Source organism: Streptomyces sp. NBC_01237, from assembly GCF_035917275.1.
Taxonomy (GTDB): Bacteria; Actinomycetota; Actinomycetes; order Streptomycetales; family Streptomycetaceae; genus Streptomyces.
Window position 1 is genome coordinate 4,095,378 of the sequence record NZ_CP108508.1, and the last position, 20,920, is coordinate 4,116,297.

The following is a 20,920-nucleotide window of genomic DNA, read 5'->3' on the forward strand; positions in this document are numbered from 1 at the left end:
GTCACGCGGGCACCGGCTTTCCGGCGGCCTCGTGGGTCAGCGTCAGGTAGACGTCGTCCAGGGTCGGCTCGGTGAGCGCCAGTTCGGCGATCTCCGTGTCGGCGTCGCTCAGGATGCGTACGACGACGGCGAGGTCCGCCGCGGCGGCCACCGGGGCGCTGATGGCCTTCCCCGACTCCTGCGGCGTCGCGCGGATACCGGCACCCTCCAGAGCCTTCACCGCGACCGGCACGTCGGACTCCGCCGCCATCGTCACGGTCACCATGCGCTGACCGACCTCGGCCTTGAGGTCGGCGGGGTTGCCGCCCGCGACCACGCTTCCCTCGGACAGCACGGTGATCTGCTCGCAGAGGCGGTCGGCCTCCTCCAGGTACTGCGTGGTGAGCAGGACGGCCGTGCCGTCCTTGGCCAGCCGCTCGATCGTCTCCCACACACCGATCCGGGCGTTCGGGTCCAGTCCGGTCGTCGGTTCGTCGAGGAAGATGACCCGGGGGCCGCCGACGAGGCTCGCCGCGATGTCCAGCCGCCTGCGCATACCGCCGGAGTACTGGAGCACCGGGCGCTTCGCCGCGTCGGTCAGCTCGAACGTCTCCAGCAGCTCATCGGCACGGGCGACCGCCTGGCGCCTGCTCGCGCCCAGCAGACGGGCGACGAGGGCCAGGTTCTCCCGGCCGTTGAGCTGCTCGTCGACGGACGCGAACTGGCCGGTCAGTCCGATGCAGCGGCGGACTTCCTTCGGCCGGGTCGCCACGTCGAAGCCGCAGATCCGGGCGGAGCCGCCGGTCGGCGGAAGCAGGGTGGAGAGAATGTGCACCAGGGTGGTCTTGCCGGCGCCGTTGTGGCCGAGCAAACCGTGGATCGAACCTTCGGGAACGGAAACATTCACCCCGTTCAGTGCCTTGACGTCACCGAACGACTTTATGACGTCGACTGCCTCAATCATGGGTTTGGCCACGTGCAGGGCCTCCGTTGCTATTTCCGGTGCCCGGTGGCAGGCCCCGGTTCGAATGTGGGCTCGGAATAGCCACCGGCGCCGGGTGGCCATACTAAAAGTGCGCGACCTCCGGGAACGGAGCGCTGCAGGTTGCGGAAGTCGGCGAACAGCGTCCCGTTCACGAGCACTTCGGGAATTCGCCGCGGCCACCGGCGCCTTCGGGGAAACGGCTGGAGGCATGACCGGAATGCCGTCCGTGGTGCGGGGACGGTGTCGGGCCGTCTCCTCTCGCACCCGGACGGCACTCAGATGGTGATGCCGCCGTCGATCTGGAGGACCGAGCCCGTGATGTACGCGGCACGGTCGCTCGCCAGGAAGGCGACCAGGTCCGCGACCTCGTCCGCCCCGCCGAAGCGGCGCAGCGGGATCTGCTTCGCCGCGTCCTTCTTGACCTTGTCGGTCAGCTCGGCGGTCATGTCGGTCTCGATGAAGCCCGGCGCCACCACGTTGGCGCGGATGTTGTAGCGGCCGACCTCCTTGGCGAGCGCCTTGGAGAAGCCGATGATTCCGGCCTTGGAGGCGGAGTAGTTGGACTGGGTGGCGTTTCCGTAGACGCCCGCGACCGAGGAGAGATTGATGATCGTGCCGGACTTGCGCTTCATCATCTCGAAGATCACCGCGCGGCAGACGTGGTAGACGCCGTCGAGGTTGGTGTCCAGCACGCTGTGCCAGTCCTCGTCGGACATCAGCAGCAGCGGGTTGTCGCGGGTGATGCCCGCGGAGCAGACCACCACCCCGATCGGGCCGAGGTCGGACTCCGTCCGGGCCACCCACTCCTTGACCGAGGCGGAGTCGGTCACATCGGCCCGCACCGCCATCGCGCGTACGCCGAGCTCGCCCGCCTCCTTCTCCAGCTCCCGTGCCGCCCGCTCGTTGGACTGGTAGCAGAAACCGACGTCGTACCCCTCGGCCGCGAGCCGCAGGACGACGGCCCGGCCGATCCCGCGCGATCCCCCGCTCACCAGGGCGACCGGTGCTGCGTTGTCCGTCATGACTTCTCTCCTCGCTGGCTGCCGGTCAACGGATGTGCCGGACCGGTGTGTTCGGGGTCGAACCCCTCCCGGGGGCGGAAGGCGACCGTGATGGCACCGATGGTCAGAACCGGCTCGTCGCCGACCCGGCTGCTCCCCTCGAAGATCACCGTGTCGTTCACCGCGCGTTGCAGCCGGGCGTGGTGCTCGACCACGTCACCGGGGAACACCCGGCGGTGGAACGCGACGTCCCTCATGGAGCCGAACAGCATCGTCCGGTCGTCGTCCCCGCCGCCGGCCAGTCGCCGGGCCAGCAGTCCCGCGGTCTGGGTCCAGGACTCGACCAGCAGCACCTCGGGGTAGGCGAAGTCCGCCTCCGCGGGCCGCGGGCCGAGCCGGGCGTACCACGGTTCGTTGAGCGTGACGGCCTTGAGGGACCGGATGTCCTCGGCGCCCGCCGTCAGGACCCGGTCGACCAGGAGCATCGGGTACCGGTGGGGCAGCAGGGCGCGTACTCCCGCGGAGGTGATCATGCCGTCCCCCCGCTCCGGTAGCGGCAGCGGAACGACGCGGCCGGGCCGCGGGCGGTCGCCGCCTTCGCGTGGCAGCGCCAGTCGGTGCCGTACGGCACCCAGGTCAGCTCGACCGTCATGACGTCACCGGGGTGGACCGGGCCGAGGAACCGGCCGGACTCCACGGCGGCCAGCCGCAGTTCACCGGCGTCCGGCGGGGTGGCGGACTCGGCGGCGTGCCGTACGCACTCCAGCACGCACACGCCGGGAAAGATCGGGAAGTGGGGATAGTGCCCGGCGAAGACCGGCTCGTCCGCGGTGACCTCCACCGCGAACGAGGCCGACCACTTCCCGGTGGCCGGGTCGGGGCCCGGCTCCCGCACCACCCGCCGCCCGGCCAGCACCGGACTGGTCACGAGCGCTCCCGCAGCTTGCGGAGCACCTCGTCGTGGGCGCTGTTCAGCGTCCTCACCGAGCGCATCTCGTCCTCGGTGAACTTGATGGCGTACGTGCGTTCCAGCACCACGACGACCTCCAGGGCCATCAGTGAGTCGACCCCCAGCGTCTGTACGAAGTCCGTGTCGTCGCCGACCTCGCTCACCTCGGTGTCGATGGTCTCGGCCAGCAACGCCCGCAGCTCTTCACGATCGAGCCGGGCCACCGCGTCGATTGGCATGCTCTTCCTTCCTGTCACCCGAAAAACGGCCGGTCGGTCAAAGGCGGCGGGTCAGTCCGCGAGCAGGCGCAGCGCGGCGCAGGCGACGATGCCGTCGTCGTCCACCGAGGAGACGACGGCGACGCTGCCCGCGGGCACCTCCCCCTGCGCGGCGATGCTCAGCAGGGACCCGATCTGGAAGGCCGCGGAGGCCCCCGAGGTGTCCCCGATGGCGCTCAGCGACGGTGCCCGGTCCAGTGCCGGCGCCCCGAAGCGGGCCGTGAGCACCGCACGTTCCTGCTCACCGGCGCCGCCCGCCAGGTCCGATGCCGAGACCGCCCACACATCGCCCGCGTTCAGCCCGCCACGCTTCAGGACCCCGTCGAGGCACGCGTCGAGCACCGGGCGCAGCTCGGTGCCGAAGTACACCCGTGACTCCACGGCCAGCACCTCGGCCAGGACCGGGCCGCTCTGCCGGGCCACGGACGCGGACTCCAGCATGAACATGGCGCATCCCTCACCGAGCAGCGCGCCCGCGGCATCCGCACGCCGGCGGTGGTGGTCCAGCCAGGCCCGCGCGTTGGAGAACTCCTCGACGGCGCCGCACAGCACGGTCTCGGCGCGGCCGGAACCCAGCAGCCCGCCCGCGTAACTCAGCGCGGACAGTCCGGCGACCCGGCCTCCGGCGATCGTGGTGTTCGGGCCCTTCAGCCGGTGCCAGATGGCGCACTGGCCGGCGGCGCAGTTCATCACCGCGTTCGGCATCAGCGACGGGTCCACGTAGAAGGGGCGTTCACCGACCAGCGAGGCGCGGGTGAAGTCCATCATGCTCTGCGCGCTGCCGGTGGTCGTCCCCAGCACCAGGGCGGTCTCCTCGTCACCGCCCCGGCGGCTGTCCTCGCAGTCCCGCAGCAGATCGCGGACCGCGGTGACGGCCAGCCCGGTCACCCGGTCCATGGACCGGGTGCCCTTCTTGCCGAGGACCTCACGGAGCGCGAAACCGGGCACCACACAGGCGCGGTTGTCCGGAACCGCCCACTCCTCGTCGTCCAGTTCGGACGCCGCGCTCTTCCCGGCCAGCATGCCGGTCACAAACTCGTCCTTGCCGATGCCGTACGGCGACACCGCGGACCACGCGGTGATCACCGGCCGGTTCAGGGTCGCTGACGCGCTCGCCGAAAGGGTCATGGTCACAATCCGTCCTGCTCAGTACTCGAAGGCCGATAGTTCGTCAGACCGCGACCGGCCCGGAGGCCGTCGGGGCGGGCGGCCGCAGCACCAGCGCGGCGCTGCCGTCGTCTTCGTCGCCGCCCGCGACCAGACACACCGGGCCGTCGGTACGGGTATCGAAGGCGCCGATCGCCGCCGCGCACTGCACGACCCCGAGCGCCCCGGACAACTCGCCCCAGATCGCGGCCAGGTCGTGGCCGGGCAGCTCGGCCGGCAGGGACCCGGCGGCACCGGCCGGGGCGAACCAGCCGACGAGGGCGGCGGGTTCCCCGGCGGCGAGCCGCGCGAAGTTGCGGGCCACCCCCGCTCCCCGGACCTGGCCGCCGATCTCCGCGCGCACCGTGGCGCCACGGGCCCCGGCGACCTCGGCCCGCTCCAGCACCAGCGCCGCACCGCCGTCGGCGACCGGGCCGCCGACGAGCTCACGGACGATCTCGTTGTCCGGCTCCACCCCGACCACGACCGCCTGGTCGGCGCGGCCCGAGCGCAGCAGGGCCGCACCCCAGCGCACCGCGTCGAGGCCGGAGGTCGGCCCGTTGCACACCATCAGGTTGGGGCCGTGCAGGCCGAACCTGATGGCGATCTCGGAGGCGATGATGTTGCTGGAGGCGTTCGGGGTGTCCATCGGGCTCAGCCCGCGGGTGCTGCCCTCGTCCGAGATGGTCCTCGCCACCCGGCAGACGGTGTCCACGTTGCCCAGGTTGGAACTGACCAGCACCGCCACCCGGCTGCTGTCGGCGGTCAGTTCGCCGTCCTTCAGCAGCCCCGCGTCCGTCAGCACCCGGTACCCGGCGACCAGCCCGAGCTGGGTGGCGCGGTCCTTGTAGCGCAGTCCCTTCTTCCCCAGGACGGCGGCCGGTTCGACCGCGCCTTCCGGCTGCCGGGCCGCCGCCAGTGCGGCCGTGGAGTCGGCGCCCGGCAGTGCGACACCGACGCCGGTCACGAAGATCCTCATGGTGCCTCGACAATCGCCACGGCGTTGATCCCGCCGAATCCGAACCCGTGTACCTGCGCGAGCGAAACCTTGTGCTCGGCCTCCCGGTCGCGTACCAGACGCAGACCCGCGGCCTGCTCGATCGGCTCGTCCAGCCCGATCAGCGGCGGGACCTTGCCCGTCGCCATCACCTGAAGGGCGACGACCAGGCTCAGCAGCCCGGCCGAGCCGCTGGTGTGCCCGGTCATCGGCTTGATGCCGGTCACCACCGGCACGCCCGCGTCCTCGCCGAAGACCTCGCCGTACGCCGATGCCTCGACCAGGTCGTTGAGCGGTGTCCCGGTGCCGTGCAGCATCAGCAGATCGATGTCGGCCGGCCGGGTGCCCGCGTGCCGGTGCGCCTGCCGTATCGCCTCGGCGACCTGCTGCTGGTCGGGAGCGGTGGGGTGCTTGGCGTCGCAGGTCATCCCGACCCCGCGCAGCCTGCCCCACAGCCGGCCGCCCGGCTCGACGTCCTCGCGGCGCAGGACGACGGCGGCGGCCCCGTCGCCGAGGATCGTGCCCTTGCGGTTGACGTCCAGGGTCCGCAGCGCGGGGGGCGGCTCCGGCTGGACCCGGTCGGCCAGGCCGAACATGCTCTCGGTGATCGAGTCGACGCCCGCGACGATCACGGTGTCCGCCTCGCCGAGCGCCAGCATGTCCGCGCCCAGCGCCAGGGTGTACAGCGACGCGGAGCACGCGTTGGAGAAGGTGTGTGTGTCGGCGGTGCCGAACCGCTCCCGCAGCGCGGTGCCGAAGTGCAGCCGCTCCACGCCGAACGGCGCACCGTCGCGCCACCACAGCTCGGCCGAGCGCAGCTCGCGCAGCCCCGTACCCACGAGCACCGGGCAGTCCGACAGGTCCTCGCCGAGACCGGCGGCCGCGGCCGCCTGGCCCACGGCCTCCAGCAGGAAGCCGGTCGCGCGCAGCGGGCGGTCCACACCCGGCTCCGGCCGGTTGTCGATCTCGAACAGCCGCGTCCCGCCGTACAGTCCGTGGTCGAAGCCCCGCATGGGACCCAGCCCGCCGCGCCCGGCGCAGAGGCTCTCGAAGATCTCGTCCGCGTCCCGGCCGATGCTCGCGACCGCGCCGACGCCGGTGATGGGCAGCCTCACCGCTCACCGTCCCGGTACTTGCCCAGGATCACGATCGCGTTGTTGCCGCCGAAGGCCAGCCCGTTGTTCTGCACGATGCGCAGGTCCGCCTCGACGGAGTGGTTGGGCACGCAGTCGATCTCGCACTCGGGGTCGGTCTCGCGGTGGTTGATGGTCGGCGGTATGAAGCCGTGGTAGGCCGACAGGGCGCAGGCGATGGCGGCGAGCGCGCTGGCGGCGCCCATCGTGTGGCCGAGCATCGACTTCAGCGAGACGGTGCGCGGCGGGTTGTCCCCGTACACGTCGTGGATCGCCCGCGCCTCGGTCACGTCATTGGCCTTGGTCCCGGTGCCGTGGGCGGAGACGAGATCGACCTCCTCCGCCTTCACCCCGGCGTTCTCCAGGGCGATCTCCATGCACCGGGCGACACTCGCCTGGTTCGGGGCGACCTGGTGGTACGCGTCGCAGTTCATGCCGTAGCCGAGCACCTCGGCGTAGATCCGGGCGCCGCGGGCCCGCGCGGAGGCGAGGCTCTCCAGCATCAGCACGCCCGCGCCCTCACCGGTCAGGATGCCCTTGCGCTCGGAGTCGAAGGGGCGGCAGACGTCGGGGGCGATGGTGCCGAGCCGGTAGAAACCGGTGAACGTCTTGCGGCACATCGCGTCCGCGCCGCCGCAGAGCGCGTAGTCGACCGCGCCGGAGCGGATGGCGTCGAAGCCCTGGCCGATCGCGTAGTTGCCGGCCGAGCAGGCGGTGGCGATGGTCACCGCGTCGACGTTGGACAGCCCCAGCTCCTGGGCGGCGGCGATGGACAGCCGGTTCGGCGAGATCCGCCGCGCCACGGTCGGATCCATCGCCTCGGGACCGGAGTTGATCTCGGTCTCCACCAGGTGGTCGAGATCGTAGGACTCGCCGTCGGTGGTGCCGATGGAGATCATGCCGCGCTTCGCGCGCAGCGAGTCGAGCCCGACACCGGCGGCCTCGACGGCCATGCGGGCCGCGGCGACCGAGAACTTCGTCGCCCGGCCCAGCGTCTCCACGGGCAGGTTGTGGATCCAGCGCTCCGGCTCGGAACCGTCGATCTCGCAGCCGTTGGCGTGCGCGAAACCCTCGGTGTCGAACACCGTGATCGGCTTCGCGCCGCTGCGGCCCGCGCGCAGACCCTCGGCGAACTCATCGGCACCCACACCGATGCTGGAGAACACGCCGAACCCGGTCAGCACCACCCGGGACGCCGCGTCGTCGCGCATCGCGTCAGAAAGGCTCTCGGACATCAATCTCCCTCGGTACGGCCTGGTTCACCACGGAAAGGGGGGTCGGGACGGAACGCCGGCCGAAGGGGGCCGGGGCTGCCGCCGGGCCGGAGAGCCGGCGGCGGTGCCGCCGGCTCTCCGCGTACTCGCATCCAGCCGGAAGTGCGCCTACTTGGCGTCGATGGACTCTTGGACCACGGCGTAGACGCCGTCGAGGTTGACCATGCGCTCCAGCTCGGACTGGTCGATGGTCACCTTGAACTCCTTCTCCAGACCGGCCAGGATCTCGATGGCCCGCAGCGAGTCCGCGCCGTACTCCTCCTTGAAGAGGCCGCCGCCGGTCACCTCGTCCTCCTCCAGTTCGAGGATGTCGCAGACGATCTCCTTGATCCGGGCCTGGTGCTCAGCGGTGATGGTCGAGCTCATGTGAATCACTCTCTGTTCGTCTCGTGGTGCGTGGGTACGTCGGTCACTGCGCGGCGGTCCCCAGTGTGAGTCGCGGACCGCCCGTTCTCAGCCGGACGTGCCGGCCGGGTCCCGGACCGCTGCCGGGGAGCCCGCGCGGGTCCGCCGGGAGAGGCCCCGGCAGACGTCCCTCGGGTCCCAGCCGTCCGGGCGGTCGGGGAGCAGGTCCGGATCGCCGGAGACCGCTCCCTGCCGGGCGCGGGCGAGCAGGGGCTCGCCGAGGATCTGGGAGGCGCACGAGATGCCGCCGAGCATGACGCCCGCGACACCGTTGCCCGCCTGTGTGCTGGCGCCGACCACATGCAGCCCGTCGATGTGGGTCGTCGTGCCCGGACGGGCGGTGCCGCCCCACTCGGCCATGCCGAACGGGGTGCCGCCCGAGGACAGGGTGTACCGCTCGTGGGTCAGCGGGGTCGCCGCCTCCAGGTACGTGATGTGCTCCCGCAGCGGGCCGACGGCCCGCTCCGCCGCACGCAGCGTGGAGTCGGTCAACTCCTGCTTGCGGCGCAGGTACTGGGCGTTGCGCCGGTAGGAGCCGCCGTCCTCCTCCAGCCCGTCCTTGACGCCCCACCACTCGTAGTCGGGCGGGCAGAGCGTCATCACCTGGAGGTTGGCGTGGCCCGGCGGGCACAGGGCCCGGTTGCCCGGGTCCTTGAGCGAGGCGAACGAGCAGAAGAGGAAGGGCACCTCGTCCACGTCGCCCGCGCGGGCCCGGTCGAAGTAGCCGTCGAGGTCGTCGGTGTCGTACCACCACAGGTTGGCGTTCGGCCGGTCCCGCAGGTCGATGTCGAGGCCCAGGTAGAGCACCAGCCACGGCATGCCCATCCGGGCGTTCCGGGTGCGGTTGACCAGCGACGCGGAGAAGTGCTCGGCGCCGACCAGGTCGAGCACCGTACGCCGGTAGTCCGCGTTGGACACCACCAGATCGGCGGTGACCCTCTCGCCGCCGTCCAGGCCGACACCCGTGACCTTGCGGTCCTCCACCAGGATGCGCCGCACCCTGCTGCGGGTGCGGACCTCGCCGCCGTGCGACTCGATCACCTCGACCAGGCCCGCCGCCAGCGTCTGGCCGCCCCCGGCGGGGTAGTACGCCCCGCGCAGGTAGTGGTCGGTGACGCTGGTGTGCCGGGCGACGGTGGCCTGGCGCGGGGTCAGCCCGTAGTTCGGTGCCTGCGCCGCGAGCACGGTACGCGCCTGCGAGGACAGCCCGCAGTGGTGGAACAGGTCGTCCAGCGTCCGCCTGCCCCATGCGCGTACGGCGACGGTGCCGGCGGCGATGTCCTGCGCCGACCAGGTGTGGGACTCGAACAGGGCGGCCCGCTGCTCCTCACCGACGGCCGAGCAGATGTCGGTGAAGGTGCGCAGCCCCTCCGCCTGGCCCGGCATCGCGGCGATGAGCCGCTCGCGGTACGCCGACCAGCCGGTGGGCATGTCCACGGAGACCCCGGGCACCCTGATCAGGTCGAACCCGTTCCGGTCCATCTCCAGGAACTCGACCCGGTCACGGAGCCCGACGCCGCTCAGGATGGACGGGATGACACCGCCGGGAGCGCAGTCGCCGAGGTAGTGGACGCCGACGTCGAACTCGTAACTGCGGCGCCTGCGGAAGACATGGCTGTTGCCGCCCACCACCGAGAACTGCTCCAGCACCAGAACGCGCCGTCCCGCCGCGGCCAGGTACGCGGCGGCCGTCAGCCCGCCCAGACCGGCGCCGACCACGACGGCGTCCCAGTGGCCGCCGCCCGCGGGCCGTCGACCGGCGCCGCGCCCGGTGCCGTCGGGATTGCTGTCCACAGTGGTCTCCTCGTCGCTTGCCGCGTGCTTCTTCGCTCCGCGCTGTTCGGCTTCCGCGCTGCTGGTGCCTCGTGTGCCTCTGCGCTTCCCCGGTGGGGCGCAGGGCCGGTGGCCGCGTTCCGTGCCGCGGCCACCGGCCGGTCTCAGCCGCAGCCGCCGGCGTGCCCCTGGTCGCCGCCCACCGGCAGCAGTTCGGCATGGGTGGCCGGGTCCGGTACGGCGGTGACCGGCGGGGCGGGCGGCTCGGTGCCCAGGACGGCCCGGACGAAGGGCTCGACCCGGTCCAGTCCCCAGTACTTGTCACGGCCGTTGATGAAGAACGGCACACCGAACAGGCCGTCGTGGGCCGACTCGGCGAGCAGGGCGGCGCCCCGCTTGCGCAGTTCCTCGTCCTGCGCGGCCGTGGACAGCCGCTGTGCGTCCAGACCGAGCCCGTCCGCGATCTCCGCGATCACCTCGGGCTCGGAGATGTTCCTGCCGTCCTGCCAGCGTGCCCGGTAGGCCGCCGCGACGAAGTCCTTGCCGCGTCCCTCGTCCTCGGCCGCGATCCACGCGAGGTGGGCGACCTCCCAGCACGGGGCACGGTCGATGGGCCAGCTGATCTCCGTCAGACCGCGGTCGGTCGCGAGCCTGCGCGTGTCCTGCAGGATGTAGAAGTTCTTCGCGCGGCTCATCGCGACGATCGGAAGGGTGACTCCCTCCTCCGCCAGCAGCTTCGCGGTCCCCTCGTCCGGCTCCCAGAACGGCAGCCAGTCGATGGCGTCGAGCACCTCGGGGTGGGCGGTCATCAGATCGCGGTAAGCGAACCAGGAATACGGGCTGCGCAGCGAGAAGTACCAGCGCGGCCGACGCTTGGGAGCCATGGGTCCTCCGGGACTGTGGACGTCGGGTGGGTCACTCGCCGCGCAGCGCGTGCAGGACCTCGTCGTCGAAGACGGTCATCTGCCACTCGGCATCCGGCGACTCCTTGTGGCAGTAGCCATGGGTGATCGAGCCGGTGGCGGTCTGGACGAGTGCGCCGTCCCGCACGACGTAGAAGTCCACGCGGGAGGTGTAGAGCATGTCCTTGAAGACGGATTCCACCGTGTACACGGTGTAGAGGTTCTCCTCCATGATCGTCTCGTCGGTGAACCGGATCTTGCACTGCGTCACGACGGGTATCCAGCCGCGCTCGTTGAGCATCCGCTTGATGCTGATGCCGCGCGAGGCGACGAAGACGTGCTTCGCCTCCTCCATCTGGCGCAGGTAGCCCGACATCTGCATGCGCTCGGTGAAGTGGCAGTAGTAGTACGGGACCTTCCACTTCCAGCCGACCGCGTTGTCGCCGCCGATGATCTCGGCGAGCACCGGGTCGGTGTCGCCGCTCTCACCGCGGTGGACGGCACCGGCGAAGTCGTCCACGGGGGTGGCGGCGAGCGCGGTGGGCTCCGCGGTGGCCAGCCGGTCCACGACGAAGCGCCGGAGCTCCTCGGGCAGCGGGGCCGCGGCGTCCACCTGGGTGTCACGGCGCAGCAGCACCCGCAGCTTGGAGCTGACGGCCTTCTTCGGCGCACCGTCGCGCTGGACGGTCGCCGTGACCCCGAAGACCAGGGCGTCGTCCTTGTCCTTCGTCTTCGGCGTCACCTCCAGCAGGACGTCGTCATCCAGCGTGAGCACCGTGTGCAGCCGGGTTTCGAGGCCCGTCACGTCGAAGTTGAGGCCATGCACGAGGTACAGCTCGGTGGCGCCGAGGCCGACGGCCCGGAAGTGGTCGAGGACGGCGGCCTCAAGCAGGTAGTTGACGCACTTGAACCCGATCGCGGTGTTGATGTTGCCGCCCTCGTAGGGCGGCCGCATCGTCACCGAACTCGGTTCGTTCAGCAGCTTCTTGAGCGCGACGTCGGACAGGGTGGTCATCGTGTGCTCCCGTACTCAGTTGACCGTCGCCGGGGGTGTGTGCCCGGCGGACAGGGTGGCGAGGAATTGCTGGACAGCGTGCGAGAACCGCTCCGGCCGCTCGGCCATCGGGGAGTGCCCGCAGTCCTCGATCCGCTCGATCGAGGCGTGGCCGAGCGCGCCGGCCAGGGTCTCGCCCTCGGCGGGCGACGCGATCGTGTCGCGGTCCCCGACGACGACATGGACGGGCAGACCGATCCGGCCGGCCGCCAGGAAGGGGGTGCGCAGATAGGCGTCGAGATACCGGACCGCCCAGTGCGGCCCGAGCCGTGCGCAGGCGAGTTCGGCCATGTCGGCCCGCACACCCGCGTCCAGGCCGCTGCGGGACATCAGCCGGATGTTCTCGTCCGCGCTGCGGCGCATCGCGTCGAGGGTCGCCGGCAGCTGGGCCCAGGCGAACTCCTTCGGGTCCTGCCGGAAGAACGGCGAGACCAGCACCACGGCCCGGATGCCCAGCGCCTCGCACGGGTCCGCGCCCTCGGACGCCGTGCCGGCGAGCAGAGCGAGCAGCAGCAGCGTCGCGTAGGAGTGCGCGATCACCACGTCGACACCGCCGGGGACCCGGGCGACCGCTTCACCGATCCATGCCGAGTCGTCCCGCTCGGACACCGCGTACGGGCCGCCGGCCCGCCACGGCAGACCGGCCGTCCACACGTCGAGCCCCGGCGGCCGGTGGGCGAGGAAGGAGTCCCAGCAGCTCTCGCTGCTGCCGAGGCCGTGCAACAGCAGAGCGCGGTGGCCCGCTTGCGCGGGAACGCCTTGCTGTCGGACCACGAGCGGCTCGACCTCGCTGTTTCGGAACACCGGAAAACCCTTCCGAGGGAATGGGAATAGCAAGCGGGAAACGGGGGAGGAAAGGCGGAGCGCCCTTCGGGTCCGGCAAAATCGCCCGCAGACATGGACACCATGAATGAGGGCCGAACGGACCTTCAGGAGCGGCTGATTCGAGAAAATGAAAGTGCCACGCCCACGTCGAGAAGAATGCGGGCGCACCCCTTCACGAAGAGGCAGTGATTCAGCACCTGTGGTGACCGGCGGGTGGCTTCATGGGAAAAGCGGTCCCCGGTTGCCCTCGGCGCTGGTCCGATCGTGCCGGAGAATCACGGCGTACGGACAGGGCCTTTTCAGCAAGCTGCGACTACAAATTCTTCCAAGCGGCGACGACGTCGTCACAGCCGCCCGGTGAGCCCAGCGACCGGCGGGCGGCCAACAGGGCCTTCGGCCAGTTCACGGTCAGCGCGGCGCACGGCCGGCCGCCCCGGAGATAGGCGACGGCGAACCTCCGGCGCGGACCCTCGGCGCGCACCACGGCCGCCTCGTCGCCCGGTTCCGGGCGGCCGAGCAGCGCGATCTTGCCGCCGTACTGGTCGGACCAGACGAAGAACGCGTGCCGGTGCGCCGTCGGCTCCGGTTCGAGGATGTTGCGTACGACGACGTCCGCCTGCTCCACCGCGTTGGTCCAGTGCTCGACCCGCGGGTGCCGGTCCAGCAGCGGATCACGGCACCGGGCGACGTCACCGATCGCGTACACCGTCCGGTCGGCGTCGACCGCGCAGTACTCGTCGCACAGCACCCCGCCGTCGGCGTCCAGCGGGATGCCGGAGCCGGCCAGCCAGTCCGTGCCGGGCCGCACCCCGACGCCCACCACGACGGTGTCCGCGGGCAGCGTCGTCCCGTCGGTCAACTCCACCCCGGTGACCTCCCGTTCGCCCACCAGAGCGCCGACCGAGGTGCCACACATCAGCCGCACGCCGTTGTCCGCGTGCAGCAGGGCCAGTTCGGCGGCCACCTCCTCGCCGAGCAGCCCGGACAGCGGCGCGGGCAGCGCCTCCACGACCGTCACGTCGATCCCGCGCGCGCGGGCGGTGGAGGCCACCTCCGCGCCGACGAAACCGCCGCCGACGATCACCAGGCGGCCGGACCCGATGCGGTCCAGACGGTCCCGCAGCGCCAGGGAGTCCGCCATGGTCCGCAGCAGGTGCACCCCCGGCAGCGGCATTCCGGGCAGCGAACGGGGCGCGGCGCCACAGGCCAGCACCAGCCTGTCGTAGGGCAGTGCGACGCCGGAGGCCAGCCGCAGCACCCGGTTCGCCGGGTCCAGGGAACCGGCGGCGGCGACATGCCGTTCCGCCCGCCACCGCACGGGGTCCCCCAGCGACGCGCGGTCGGGGGCCCAGTCACCGGCGAGGATCTGCTTGGACAGCGGGGGCCGGTCGTAGGGCGCGTCCGGGTCCGGGTCCACGAGGGCTATCGCCCCCGTGTAGCCCGCCGCCCGCAGGCCCGTCGCGACCCGGCTGCCCCCGACCGAGGCGCCGACGATCACCACACGTCCGACGCTCATGACGCCGCTCCGCCGGTGACGGGCTCGGCGGCCCGGACCTCGGCGCTCCGGTGCTCGGCGGCCCGGACCTCGGCGGCCAGAGCGCGCGGCGTGCGCAGCTCCAGCACATCGCGCAGGCCGAAGGTCCAGCCGTCCCTGCGGGCCTTGGACGCCAGGCGGACCGCCCGCAGGCTGTCGCCGCCCCGGCCGAAGAAGTCGTCGTCGAGGTAGGCGGCGGGCACATCGAGGACCTCGGCGAACAGGGCACACATCCGCGCCTGCGCCGCCGTCTCCGGCTCCGCGCCCGGCGCCCCGTCCGCGCCCGGCGGTTCGGGCAGCGCGGCCTGGTCGAGCTTCCCGTTGGCGGTCAGCGGAAGGTCACCGGTCACCATGATCCGCGCGGGCACCATATAGGCGGGGAGCACCCGCGCGAGCGCCTCGCGCAACGCTGCCGGATCCACCCGCGCCCCGTCCGCGGGGACGGCGTAACCCGCCAGATACCGGTCGCCGGAGCGGTCCTCACGCACGACCACGGCGGCCAGCCGCACCCCCGGCTGCGAGCCGAGCACCGAGGTGACCTCGCCCAGCTCGATCCGGTAGCCGCGGATCTTGACCTGGTCGTCGGTGCGGCCCAGGTACTCCAGCACCCCGTCGGGCCGCGCCCTGGCGATGTCGCCGGTACGGTACATCCGCCCACCGCCGAAGGGGTCGGCCACGAACCGTTCCGCGGTGAGGCCGGGCCGGTCGAGATAGCCGCGGGCGACCTGGCCGCCCGCGATGTACAGCTCGCCCGCCGTACCGGCCCCGACCGGCGCGAGCCGCTCGTCCAGCACATACAGCTCGGTGCCCGGCGTCGGTACGCCGATGGGGGTGGCGCCCGGCGCTATCCGGTCCCCCGGCTCGATCCGGAACGTGCAGCACCCGACGGTCGCCTCGGTGGGACCGTACTCATTGATGACCGCCGCGCCCGGATGGGTCTCGCGCCACCGCTCGACGACGTCGCCGAGCAGCATCTCGCCGCCCACCACCAGATCACGCGTGGGCGAGAGCGAACTCGGCAGCGCGGTCAGCAGGGGAAGGTGCGACGGGGTCGCCTTGACGAAGCCCGGCCGTCCGTCCGCCGTGCCGTCGGCCGGTTCGCGGTCCAGCTCCGCGACCCGCAGGCAGCCGCCCAGGAGCAGCGGACCGTACAGCGCGGTGACGGTGAGGTCGAAGGCCACCGGGGAGTGCAGCAGCGCCCCGTCCGCCAGCCCCGGGTACTGCGCGCACGCGAAGTCGAGATAGCGCGCGAGGGTGTCGTGCTGCACGGTAACGCCCTTGGGGCGGCCGGTCGATCCGGAGGTGTGGATGACATACGCGAGGTTGTCCGCGGTGAGCGGCGCCGCCCGGTCGGCATCGGTCGGGTCGTGGTCCGCCGACCCGTCCGCCCCGGCGGCGGCGAGGGCCCCCGCGACCGTCAGCGTCTCCGGGTCGCCGGCCGCCCCGCGCGGTGCGGCCGACTCGCCCAGCACCAGGTCCAGCCCGGTGTCCTCGACGATGAACGCCAGCCGCTCGGCCGGGGCGTCGCTGTCCATCGGGACGTACGCCGCACCGGACTTGAGGACCCCGAGCAGCGCCACCACCAGGTCGGCCGACCGGGGCAGCCGTACCCCGACCAGGTGCTCCGGGCCGACACCGCGGGCGATCAGATGGTGCGCCAACCGGTTCGCGTGAGCGTTCAGCCGGGCATAGGTCAGGCTCCGCCCGCCGGAGCGGACGGCGACGGCGTGCGGGGTGCGCGCCGCCTGGAGCTGAAAGAGATCGGGCAGGAGCGATGCAGCCATCGGGTCTTCCCTCTTCACGGGACGCCTCGTGTTCGTGGGCAGGTGGTTCACCCGGCACGTCCGGCCGCCAGCCGGCGGATCGTCGGGAACATGTACAGGTCGCGCATGGAGACCGTGGAGCCACCGCGCCGGCGCAGCGCCGCGCCGACCCGCATGGCCAGCAGTGAATTGCCGCCCAGGTCGAAGAAGTTGTCGTCCGGCCCGACGGGGACGCCGAGCACGTCCTGCCAGACATCGAGGAGCACGGCCGCGAACGCGTCCTGCGGGGCGGCCGGGGAGATGTCACCGGCCGCGTCCGCGTTCCCGTCCGCGGTGTCCGGCGCCTCCACGGCGACGGCGGAAGCGGCGACGGCGGACGCGGGGGCGGCGGACGCGGGGGCGGGCGCGGTGTCCGGCCGGGCGGGGCGGGGCGCCGGGGCGGGCCGGGGCAGCCCGGCCGCGTCGAGTTTGCCATTGGTGGTCAGCGGCATCCGGTCGAGCGCGGTGACCGTCGACGGCACCATGTACTCGGGCAGATATCTGGCGGCCCGCTGCCGCACGGCCGCGGTGTCCTCCCCCTCCAGCACCACGAACGCGTCGAGCTGCGCGGTCGCCCGGTCCTCCGGATCGGTCCTGTTCAGCACGACGGCGGCGGCGCCGACCAGCGGATCGTCCAGCAGCACCGCGCGGATCTCGTCCAGTTCGATGCGGAAGCCGCGCAGCTTGACCTGGTTGTCCAGCCGGCCCAGGTGCTCCAGCCGGCCGTCGGGCAGCAGCCTGCCCCTGTCGCCGCTGCGGTACAGCCGCTCCCCGGTGCGCGGATCGCTCAGGAACCGCTGCCCGGTGAGCTCCGGCCTGTTCAGATAGTGCGCGGCGAGCCCGGCTCCGCCGACCTGGATCTCCCCGGCGACCCCGACCGGCAGGGGCCTGCCGTCAGGGTCGACGATCCGCACCCACCAGCCGGGCAGGGCGTGTCCGACCGACTTCGAACCGGTGAGCGCCTCGGCCCTGGTGACGGTCTGCGCGGTCACATGCACCGTCGTCTCGGTGATGCCGTACATGTTGACGACCCGGCACACGGTCTCCGGATGCCGGTCGAACCACGGCAGGAGCATGCGCGGTTCGAGCCCCTCGCCGCCGAAGACCACCAGGCGTACGGGGACGGGCTCCGCGCCGTCCCGTTCGACGTCCAGCAGGTGGGCGAAGGCCGACGGGGTCTGGCTGAGCACCGAGACCCGTTCCTGGACGAGCAGCCGGTGGAACTCCTCCGGCGAGCGCGACACCCAGTAGGGCACCACGACCAGACGGCCGCCGGTGAGCAGGCAGCCCCAGATCTCCCACACCGAGAAGTCGAAGGCGCTGGAGTGGAACAGCGTCCAGGTGTCGTCCGTGCCGAGGCCGAAGTCCTCCGTCGTGGCGGCCATCAGGGCGAGCACGTTCACATGCGGGACGACGACGCCCTTCGGACGCCCGGTCGAACCGGAGGTGTAGATGACGTACGCCGGGTCCCGCGGACCGGTCGCCGAGGGCGGCGGTCCGTCGCACTCCTCGGGAGCCAGTTCCGCGAGCGCGGCGGTACCGATCACGCGGACACCGCCGTCACCGCCACGGCCGTCACCGTCACCGCCACGGCCGTCACCGCCGTCGCCGTCGCCGTCACGGCCGGGGAAGTCCGCGAGGTCGGTGACGACCGCGACGAGTTCGGCGTCACCTGCGGTGTAGGACAGCCGGTCGCGCGGGTAGGCGGGGTCCATCGGCACATAGGTGGCGCCCGCCTTGAGCACGGCGAGCAGGGTGACGATCAGCTCGGCCGATCGCTCCAGGCACACCCCGACCCGGTCGCCGTCGGCCACGCCGAGCCGGCGAAGGGCGTGGGCGAGCCGGTCGGCCCGCCCGTCGAGCTCGCCGTAGCTGAGCCGGGAGCCTTCGAAGGACACCGCGACGGCGTCCGGGCGGGACGCCGCGAGGGCGGCTATCGCCGCGTCGATCCGCTCGGGCTCGAACGGCGTCCGCCGGGCGGCCCGGTCCGGGTCGTGACGGTCCGGCGCCGCCGTCCTGTCCAGCTCGTCCTCGTCCAGCAGTTCCACGTCCGCGACCGGGGTGTCCGGCGACTCGACGAGTGTCCGGTGCACCCGGCAGACGTGCCGCAGAAGCTGATCGGCGATGTCCGCGTGCAGGGTCCGCGTCGAGAAGTCGCAGCGCAGTTCCCGGTGGCCCCCGGCGTCGTAGGTCACCGAGAGGGTCACCGGGAACGGGGCGCACTGGAACGGCCGGTACGCGACCGGGTCCGCGCCGGGGAAGTCCGCCGGGCCGTCGTCGTCGTGGACGACGATCCCCACGGCGGGGATGGCCGCCTGGTCACCGAGCACGGACGCCAGTTCCCGCCGCAGGTCCTCGGTGTGCCAGGCCGGACCGCCGGCCAGGCCCGCGCGGACCCGCTTGTCCACGGTGCCGAGCGTGTGCGCCGGGTCGGCGTCCACCGCCAGGAGAGCGACGCCCTCGGCGCCGTACGCGTCGAAGGGGTCGGTGACCAGCGCCGGGAGGACGGGCCGGGTGAGTCCTTCGTAGCGGGCGAGGACGATGCCGAGTGCGGCGCTCCAGCTCCCGGTGTCGCCCGCCGGGGCTCCGGCGGGCACCGTCCGTACGCGCGTCGCCGTCGCGTCCGGGCCGGACGGGCGGCCGAGCCCCCAGTCCGGGCGGGCGTCGAACCGGCCGCCCGCCAGTTCGGCGGCCTGCCCGGCGGGGTCGGGGGTCCGGCCGTCGCCGCTCGCCCCGGCGGCGGGGACCGGCGCACGGCCCAGCAGCTCCGCGGTGAAGTCGTGCAGCGCTCCGGCGCCGAGCACCGCGCGGTGCGCGACCACGACCAGCTCGGCCACCTCGTCGGCGTACGTCAGCAGCACCGCGCGCACCGCCGCGTCCCGGTGGGCGACCAGCGGCCGGGCGAGCTCCCGTGTCCGCCACCGCTCGGCGTCGGGCGCGTCGGAGCGGCAGGGCACCGGCTGCCGCCACAGCCGGGCGGCGGCCGGGAAGACCGCTGCCGTCGCGGTGGCGGGCAGCAGCGCGGCGGCGAGGGAGGCGAACCGCCGGGACAGCCCGTCCGGCGCGTCCGCGCGCACGGTGCCGGTGAGCCGCACGCACAGCGCGTGGCACACCGCGCCGGGGGCTTCGGGGCCGCTCTCGCGGACCCGGTCACGGGGAGGGACGACGGAGCGCCGGGCCGGTGTGAGAGCGGCGACGGCGTCCTGTTCAGAGATCGACACGACTGGTTCCCTTGGCATGGTTGCGGTGCCTCACCGAGCGGTGAAGCCCCCGTCGACGGTGAGCACGGAGCCGGTCACCTGCCGGGACTCGTCCGAGGCCAGCCAGAGGGCCGCCCCGGCCACGTCCTCCGGCTCGATCAGCGCGTTCATCGGCTGCGACTGGACGAAGGTCTCCTCGTGCTCGGCGACCGGGAGGTCGAGCGACCTCGCGATCTCGGCGAGCATCCGGCCCTCGGCCCGGTCGTCGTCCCGGATCGAGCCGGGGCACAGGGCGTTGACCCGTACCTTCAGCGGCGCGTAGTCGAGCGCGGTCGCCTTGGTCAGGCCGATCAGCCCGTGTTTGGACGCCGCGTATCCGGCGAAGTTCCGGTAGCCGACCAGACCGGCGGTGGAGGCCACGTTGATCACGCTGCCCGAGCGCTGCGCGAGCATCAGGGGGCCCACCACCGAGGTCATCCGCCAGGCGCCCGTCAGATTGATGTCGATCATCACCTGCCACTCGTCCTCGGTGACCTCATGGGCCGGCTTTCCCGAAGGCGCCGCGATCCCGGCGTTGTTGACGAGCACGTCGACGCGGCCGAACCGCTCGACCGTCCGGTCCACGGCCGTGCGCAGCGCGTCGCGGTCACGGATGTCGGCCTCCGCCGTGAGGACGGCCGCCCCCTGTTCACGGCACAGCCCGGCGGTGTGTGCGAGCTGGCTCGTGGTGCCGAGCGGGTACGGAACGCCGTCGATGTCGCCGCACACGTCGAGCAGCGCCAGATCGGCGCCCTCCCGGGCGAACGCCAGCGCACAGGCACGGCCGACACCGCGCGCGGCTCCCGTCACGATGACGGTCTTTCCTTGCAGGCGCACCAGGACTCCTTCACGTTGGGGGCGGTCGGCAGACTCGCCCGCTCCACTCATCCGGGGCAGACGTCCGCGAGTACCCGGATCAGGCCCTCGGCATTGTCGACCAGATACATGTGACCACCCTCGACCTCCACGAAGTCGAACTCCCTGCCGGTGGCCTTGCCCCACTCCATGGCCTGGTCGGGGGTCACGAGGGTGTCGGTACTGCCCCGCACCGAAGTGATCGGGACGGGCAGCGGGGTGTCCGACAGGGCGACGTAGCTCTCGTGCATCTCGACGTCCGCCCGCAGCGAGGGCAGCAGCAGCTCGCGCATCTCCGGGTCCTCAAGGGCTTCGTGCCGGTACCCGGCGAACTCCTTGACCCGCTCCAGGAACTGCTCGTCGTCCAGGCCGCTCGCGCCGTTCTCCCGGCGGGTCCACGGACCGGGCGAACCGCTGACCACCAGCGCGGCCAGCTCGACCCCGTCGGTCGCGGCCAGCCGGTGGGCGATCTCGTAGGACAGCACCGCGCCGAGGCTGTGCCCGAAGAGGACGACCGGCCCCCCGCCGGAGACCCGCTCCAGCACCTCGGGCATCAGCCCTTCGACCGCCACCGCCACATCCTGGTAGGGCTCCTCGGCGAAACGCTGCTCGCGGCCCGGCAGCTGGACGGCCGCGAGGTCGAAGCGGTTCTCGCAGAGCGGGAGCCAGGGGCGGAAGACCGAGGCTCCCGCACCGGCGAACGGAACACAGAGAACCGTCGTTCGGGGCATGTTCACTCCTCTTTCTGCTGTCGGGTGAGCACCGTCGGGCCGTGTCCGGCCCGGGGTC

The 20,920-nt window shown here is 72.3% G+C and carries 19 protein-coding genes; all 19 read right to left on the reverse strand.

Annotation, left to right across the window (positions count from 1 at the left end):
- Position 1 precedes the first annotated feature (1 nt).
- The 19 genes from OG251_RS18035 to OG251_RS18125 all read right to left on the reverse strand — a co-directional run bounded on the left by OG251_RS18035 (position 2) and on the right by OG251_RS18125 (position 20,862).
- Complete coding sequence (locus OG251_RS18035) at positions 2–943, reverse strand: ATP-binding cassette domain-containing protein (RefSeq protein ID WP_326678153.1); 942 nt, start codon at positions 941–943, stop codon at positions 2–4.
- A gap of 296 nt (positions 944–1,239) precedes the next feature.
- The gene (gene fabG / locus OG251_RS18040) at positions 1,240–1,986 is read right to left on the reverse strand and encodes a 3-oxoacyl-[acyl-carrier-protein] reductase (RefSeq protein ID WP_326678154.1); all 747 of its coding nucleotides are present in this window, start codon (positions 1,984–1,986) and stop codon (positions 1,240–1,242) included.
- Positions 1,983–2,498: a 3-hydroxyacyl-ACP dehydratase FabZ family protein gene (locus OG251_RS18045; RefSeq protein WP_326678155.1), complete on the reverse strand. Its 516-nt coding sequence runs from the start codon at positions 2,496–2,498 to the stop codon at positions 1,983–1,985. Before OG251_RS18045 ends, fabG begins: the two co-directional genes overlap by 4 nt.
- Positions 2,495–2,893 (reverse strand): 3-hydroxyacyl-ACP dehydratase FabZ family protein, encoded by a 399-nt coding sequence (locus OG251_RS18050; RefSeq protein ID WP_326678156.1) that lies wholly within the window; start codon positions 2,891–2,893, stop codon positions 2,495–2,497. Before OG251_RS18050 ends, OG251_RS18045 begins: the two co-directional genes overlap by 4 nt.
- The gene (locus tag OG251_RS18055; RefSeq protein ID WP_326678157.1) at positions 2,890–3,153 is read right to left on the reverse strand and encodes an acyl carrier protein; all 264 of its coding nucleotides are present in this window, start codon (positions 3,151–3,153) and stop codon (positions 2,890–2,892) included. Before OG251_RS18055 ends, OG251_RS18050 begins: the two co-directional genes overlap by 4 nt.
- A gap of 51 nt (positions 3,154–3,204) precedes the next feature.
- Positions 3,205–4,320: a beta-ketoacyl synthase N-terminal-like domain-containing protein gene (locus tag OG251_RS18060; RefSeq protein WP_326678158.1), complete on the reverse strand. Its 1,116-nt coding sequence runs from the start codon at positions 4,318–4,320 to the stop codon at positions 3,205–3,207.
- Positions 4,321–4,363: 43 nt separating this feature from the next.
- Positions 4,364–5,317: a beta-ketoacyl synthase N-terminal-like domain-containing protein gene (locus OG251_RS18065; RefSeq protein WP_326678159.1), complete on the reverse strand. Its 954-nt coding sequence runs from the start codon at positions 5,315–5,317 to the stop codon at positions 4,364–4,366.
- Positions 5,314–6,450 carry a beta-ketoacyl synthase N-terminal-like domain-containing protein gene (locus OG251_RS18070; RefSeq protein WP_326678160.1) on the reverse strand — a complete coding sequence of 379 codons (1,137 nt, stop codon included), beginning with the start codon at positions 6,448–6,450 and terminating at the stop codon, positions 5,314–5,316. Before OG251_RS18070 ends, OG251_RS18065 begins: the two co-directional genes overlap by 4 nt.
- Positions 6,447–7,703, reverse strand: coding sequence for a beta-ketoacyl-[acyl-carrier-protein] synthase family protein (locus tag OG251_RS18075; RefSeq protein ID WP_326678161.1), 1,257 nt, complete (start codon positions 7,701–7,703; stop codon positions 6,447–6,449). Before OG251_RS18075 ends, OG251_RS18070 begins: the two co-directional genes overlap by 4 nt.
- 147 nt (positions 7,704–7,850) lie before the next feature.
- Positions 7,851–8,108 carry an acyl carrier protein gene (locus OG251_RS18080; RefSeq protein WP_073719484.1) on the reverse strand — a complete coding sequence of 86 codons (258 nt, stop codon included), beginning with the start codon at positions 8,106–8,108 and terminating at the stop codon, positions 7,851–7,853.
- An 87-nt stretch (positions 8,109–8,195) separates the two neighbouring features.
- Positions 8,196–9,941 (reverse strand): phytoene desaturase family protein, encoded by a 1,746-nt coding sequence (locus OG251_RS18085; RefSeq protein ID WP_326678162.1) that lies wholly within the window; start codon positions 9,939–9,941, stop codon positions 8,196–8,198.
- Between the two features lie 143 nt (positions 9,942–10,084).
- Positions 10,085–10,804: a 2-hydroxychromene-2-carboxylate isomerase gene (locus OG251_RS18090; RefSeq protein ID WP_326678163.1), complete on the reverse strand. Its 720-nt coding sequence runs from the start codon at positions 10,802–10,804 to the stop codon at positions 10,085–10,087.
- A 31-nt stretch (positions 10,805–10,835) separates the two neighbouring features.
- Positions 10,836–11,837, reverse strand: a complete 1,002-nt coding sequence (locus OG251_RS18095; protein ID WP_326678164.1) for a thioesterase family protein — start codon at positions 11,835–11,837, stop codon at positions 10,836–10,838.
- Between the two features lie 15 nt (positions 11,838–11,852).
- Complete coding sequence (locus tag OG251_RS18100; protein ID WP_326678165.1) at positions 11,853–12,680, reverse strand: alpha/beta fold hydrolase; 828 nt, start codon at positions 12,678–12,680, stop codon at positions 11,853–11,855.
- Between the two features lie 334 nt (positions 12,681–13,014).
- On the reverse strand, positions 13,015–14,217 hold the full coding sequence (locus tag OG251_RS18105; protein WP_326678166.1) for an NAD(P)/FAD-dependent oxidoreductase: 1,203 nt from the start codon (positions 14,215–14,217) through the stop codon (positions 13,015–13,017).
- Positions 14,214–16,019, reverse strand: a complete 1,806-nt coding sequence (locus OG251_RS18110) for a non-ribosomal peptide synthetase (RefSeq protein WP_326678167.1) — start codon at positions 16,017–16,019, stop codon at positions 14,214–14,216. The genes OG251_RS18105 and OG251_RS18110 overlap by 4 nt, the downstream gene beginning before the upstream one ends.
- A 47-nt stretch (positions 16,020–16,066) precedes the next feature.
- Complete coding sequence (locus OG251_RS18115; protein ID WP_326678168.1) at positions 16,067–19,258, reverse strand: amino acid adenylation domain-containing protein; 3,192 nt, start codon at positions 19,256–19,258, stop codon at positions 16,067–16,069.
- Positions 19,259–19,288: 30 nt separating this feature from the next.
- Positions 19,289–20,113 (reverse strand): mycofactocin-coupled SDR family oxidoreductase, encoded by an 825-nt coding sequence (locus tag OG251_RS18120; protein WP_326678169.1) that lies wholly within the window; start codon positions 20,111–20,113, stop codon positions 19,289–19,291.
- A 47-nt stretch (positions 20,114–20,160) separates the two neighbouring features.
- Entirely contained in the window at positions 20,161–20,862 is a 702-nt protein-coding gene (locus OG251_RS18125) for a thioesterase II family protein (protein WP_326678170.1), read from the reverse strand.
- Positions 20,863–20,920: the final 58 nt, after the last annotated feature.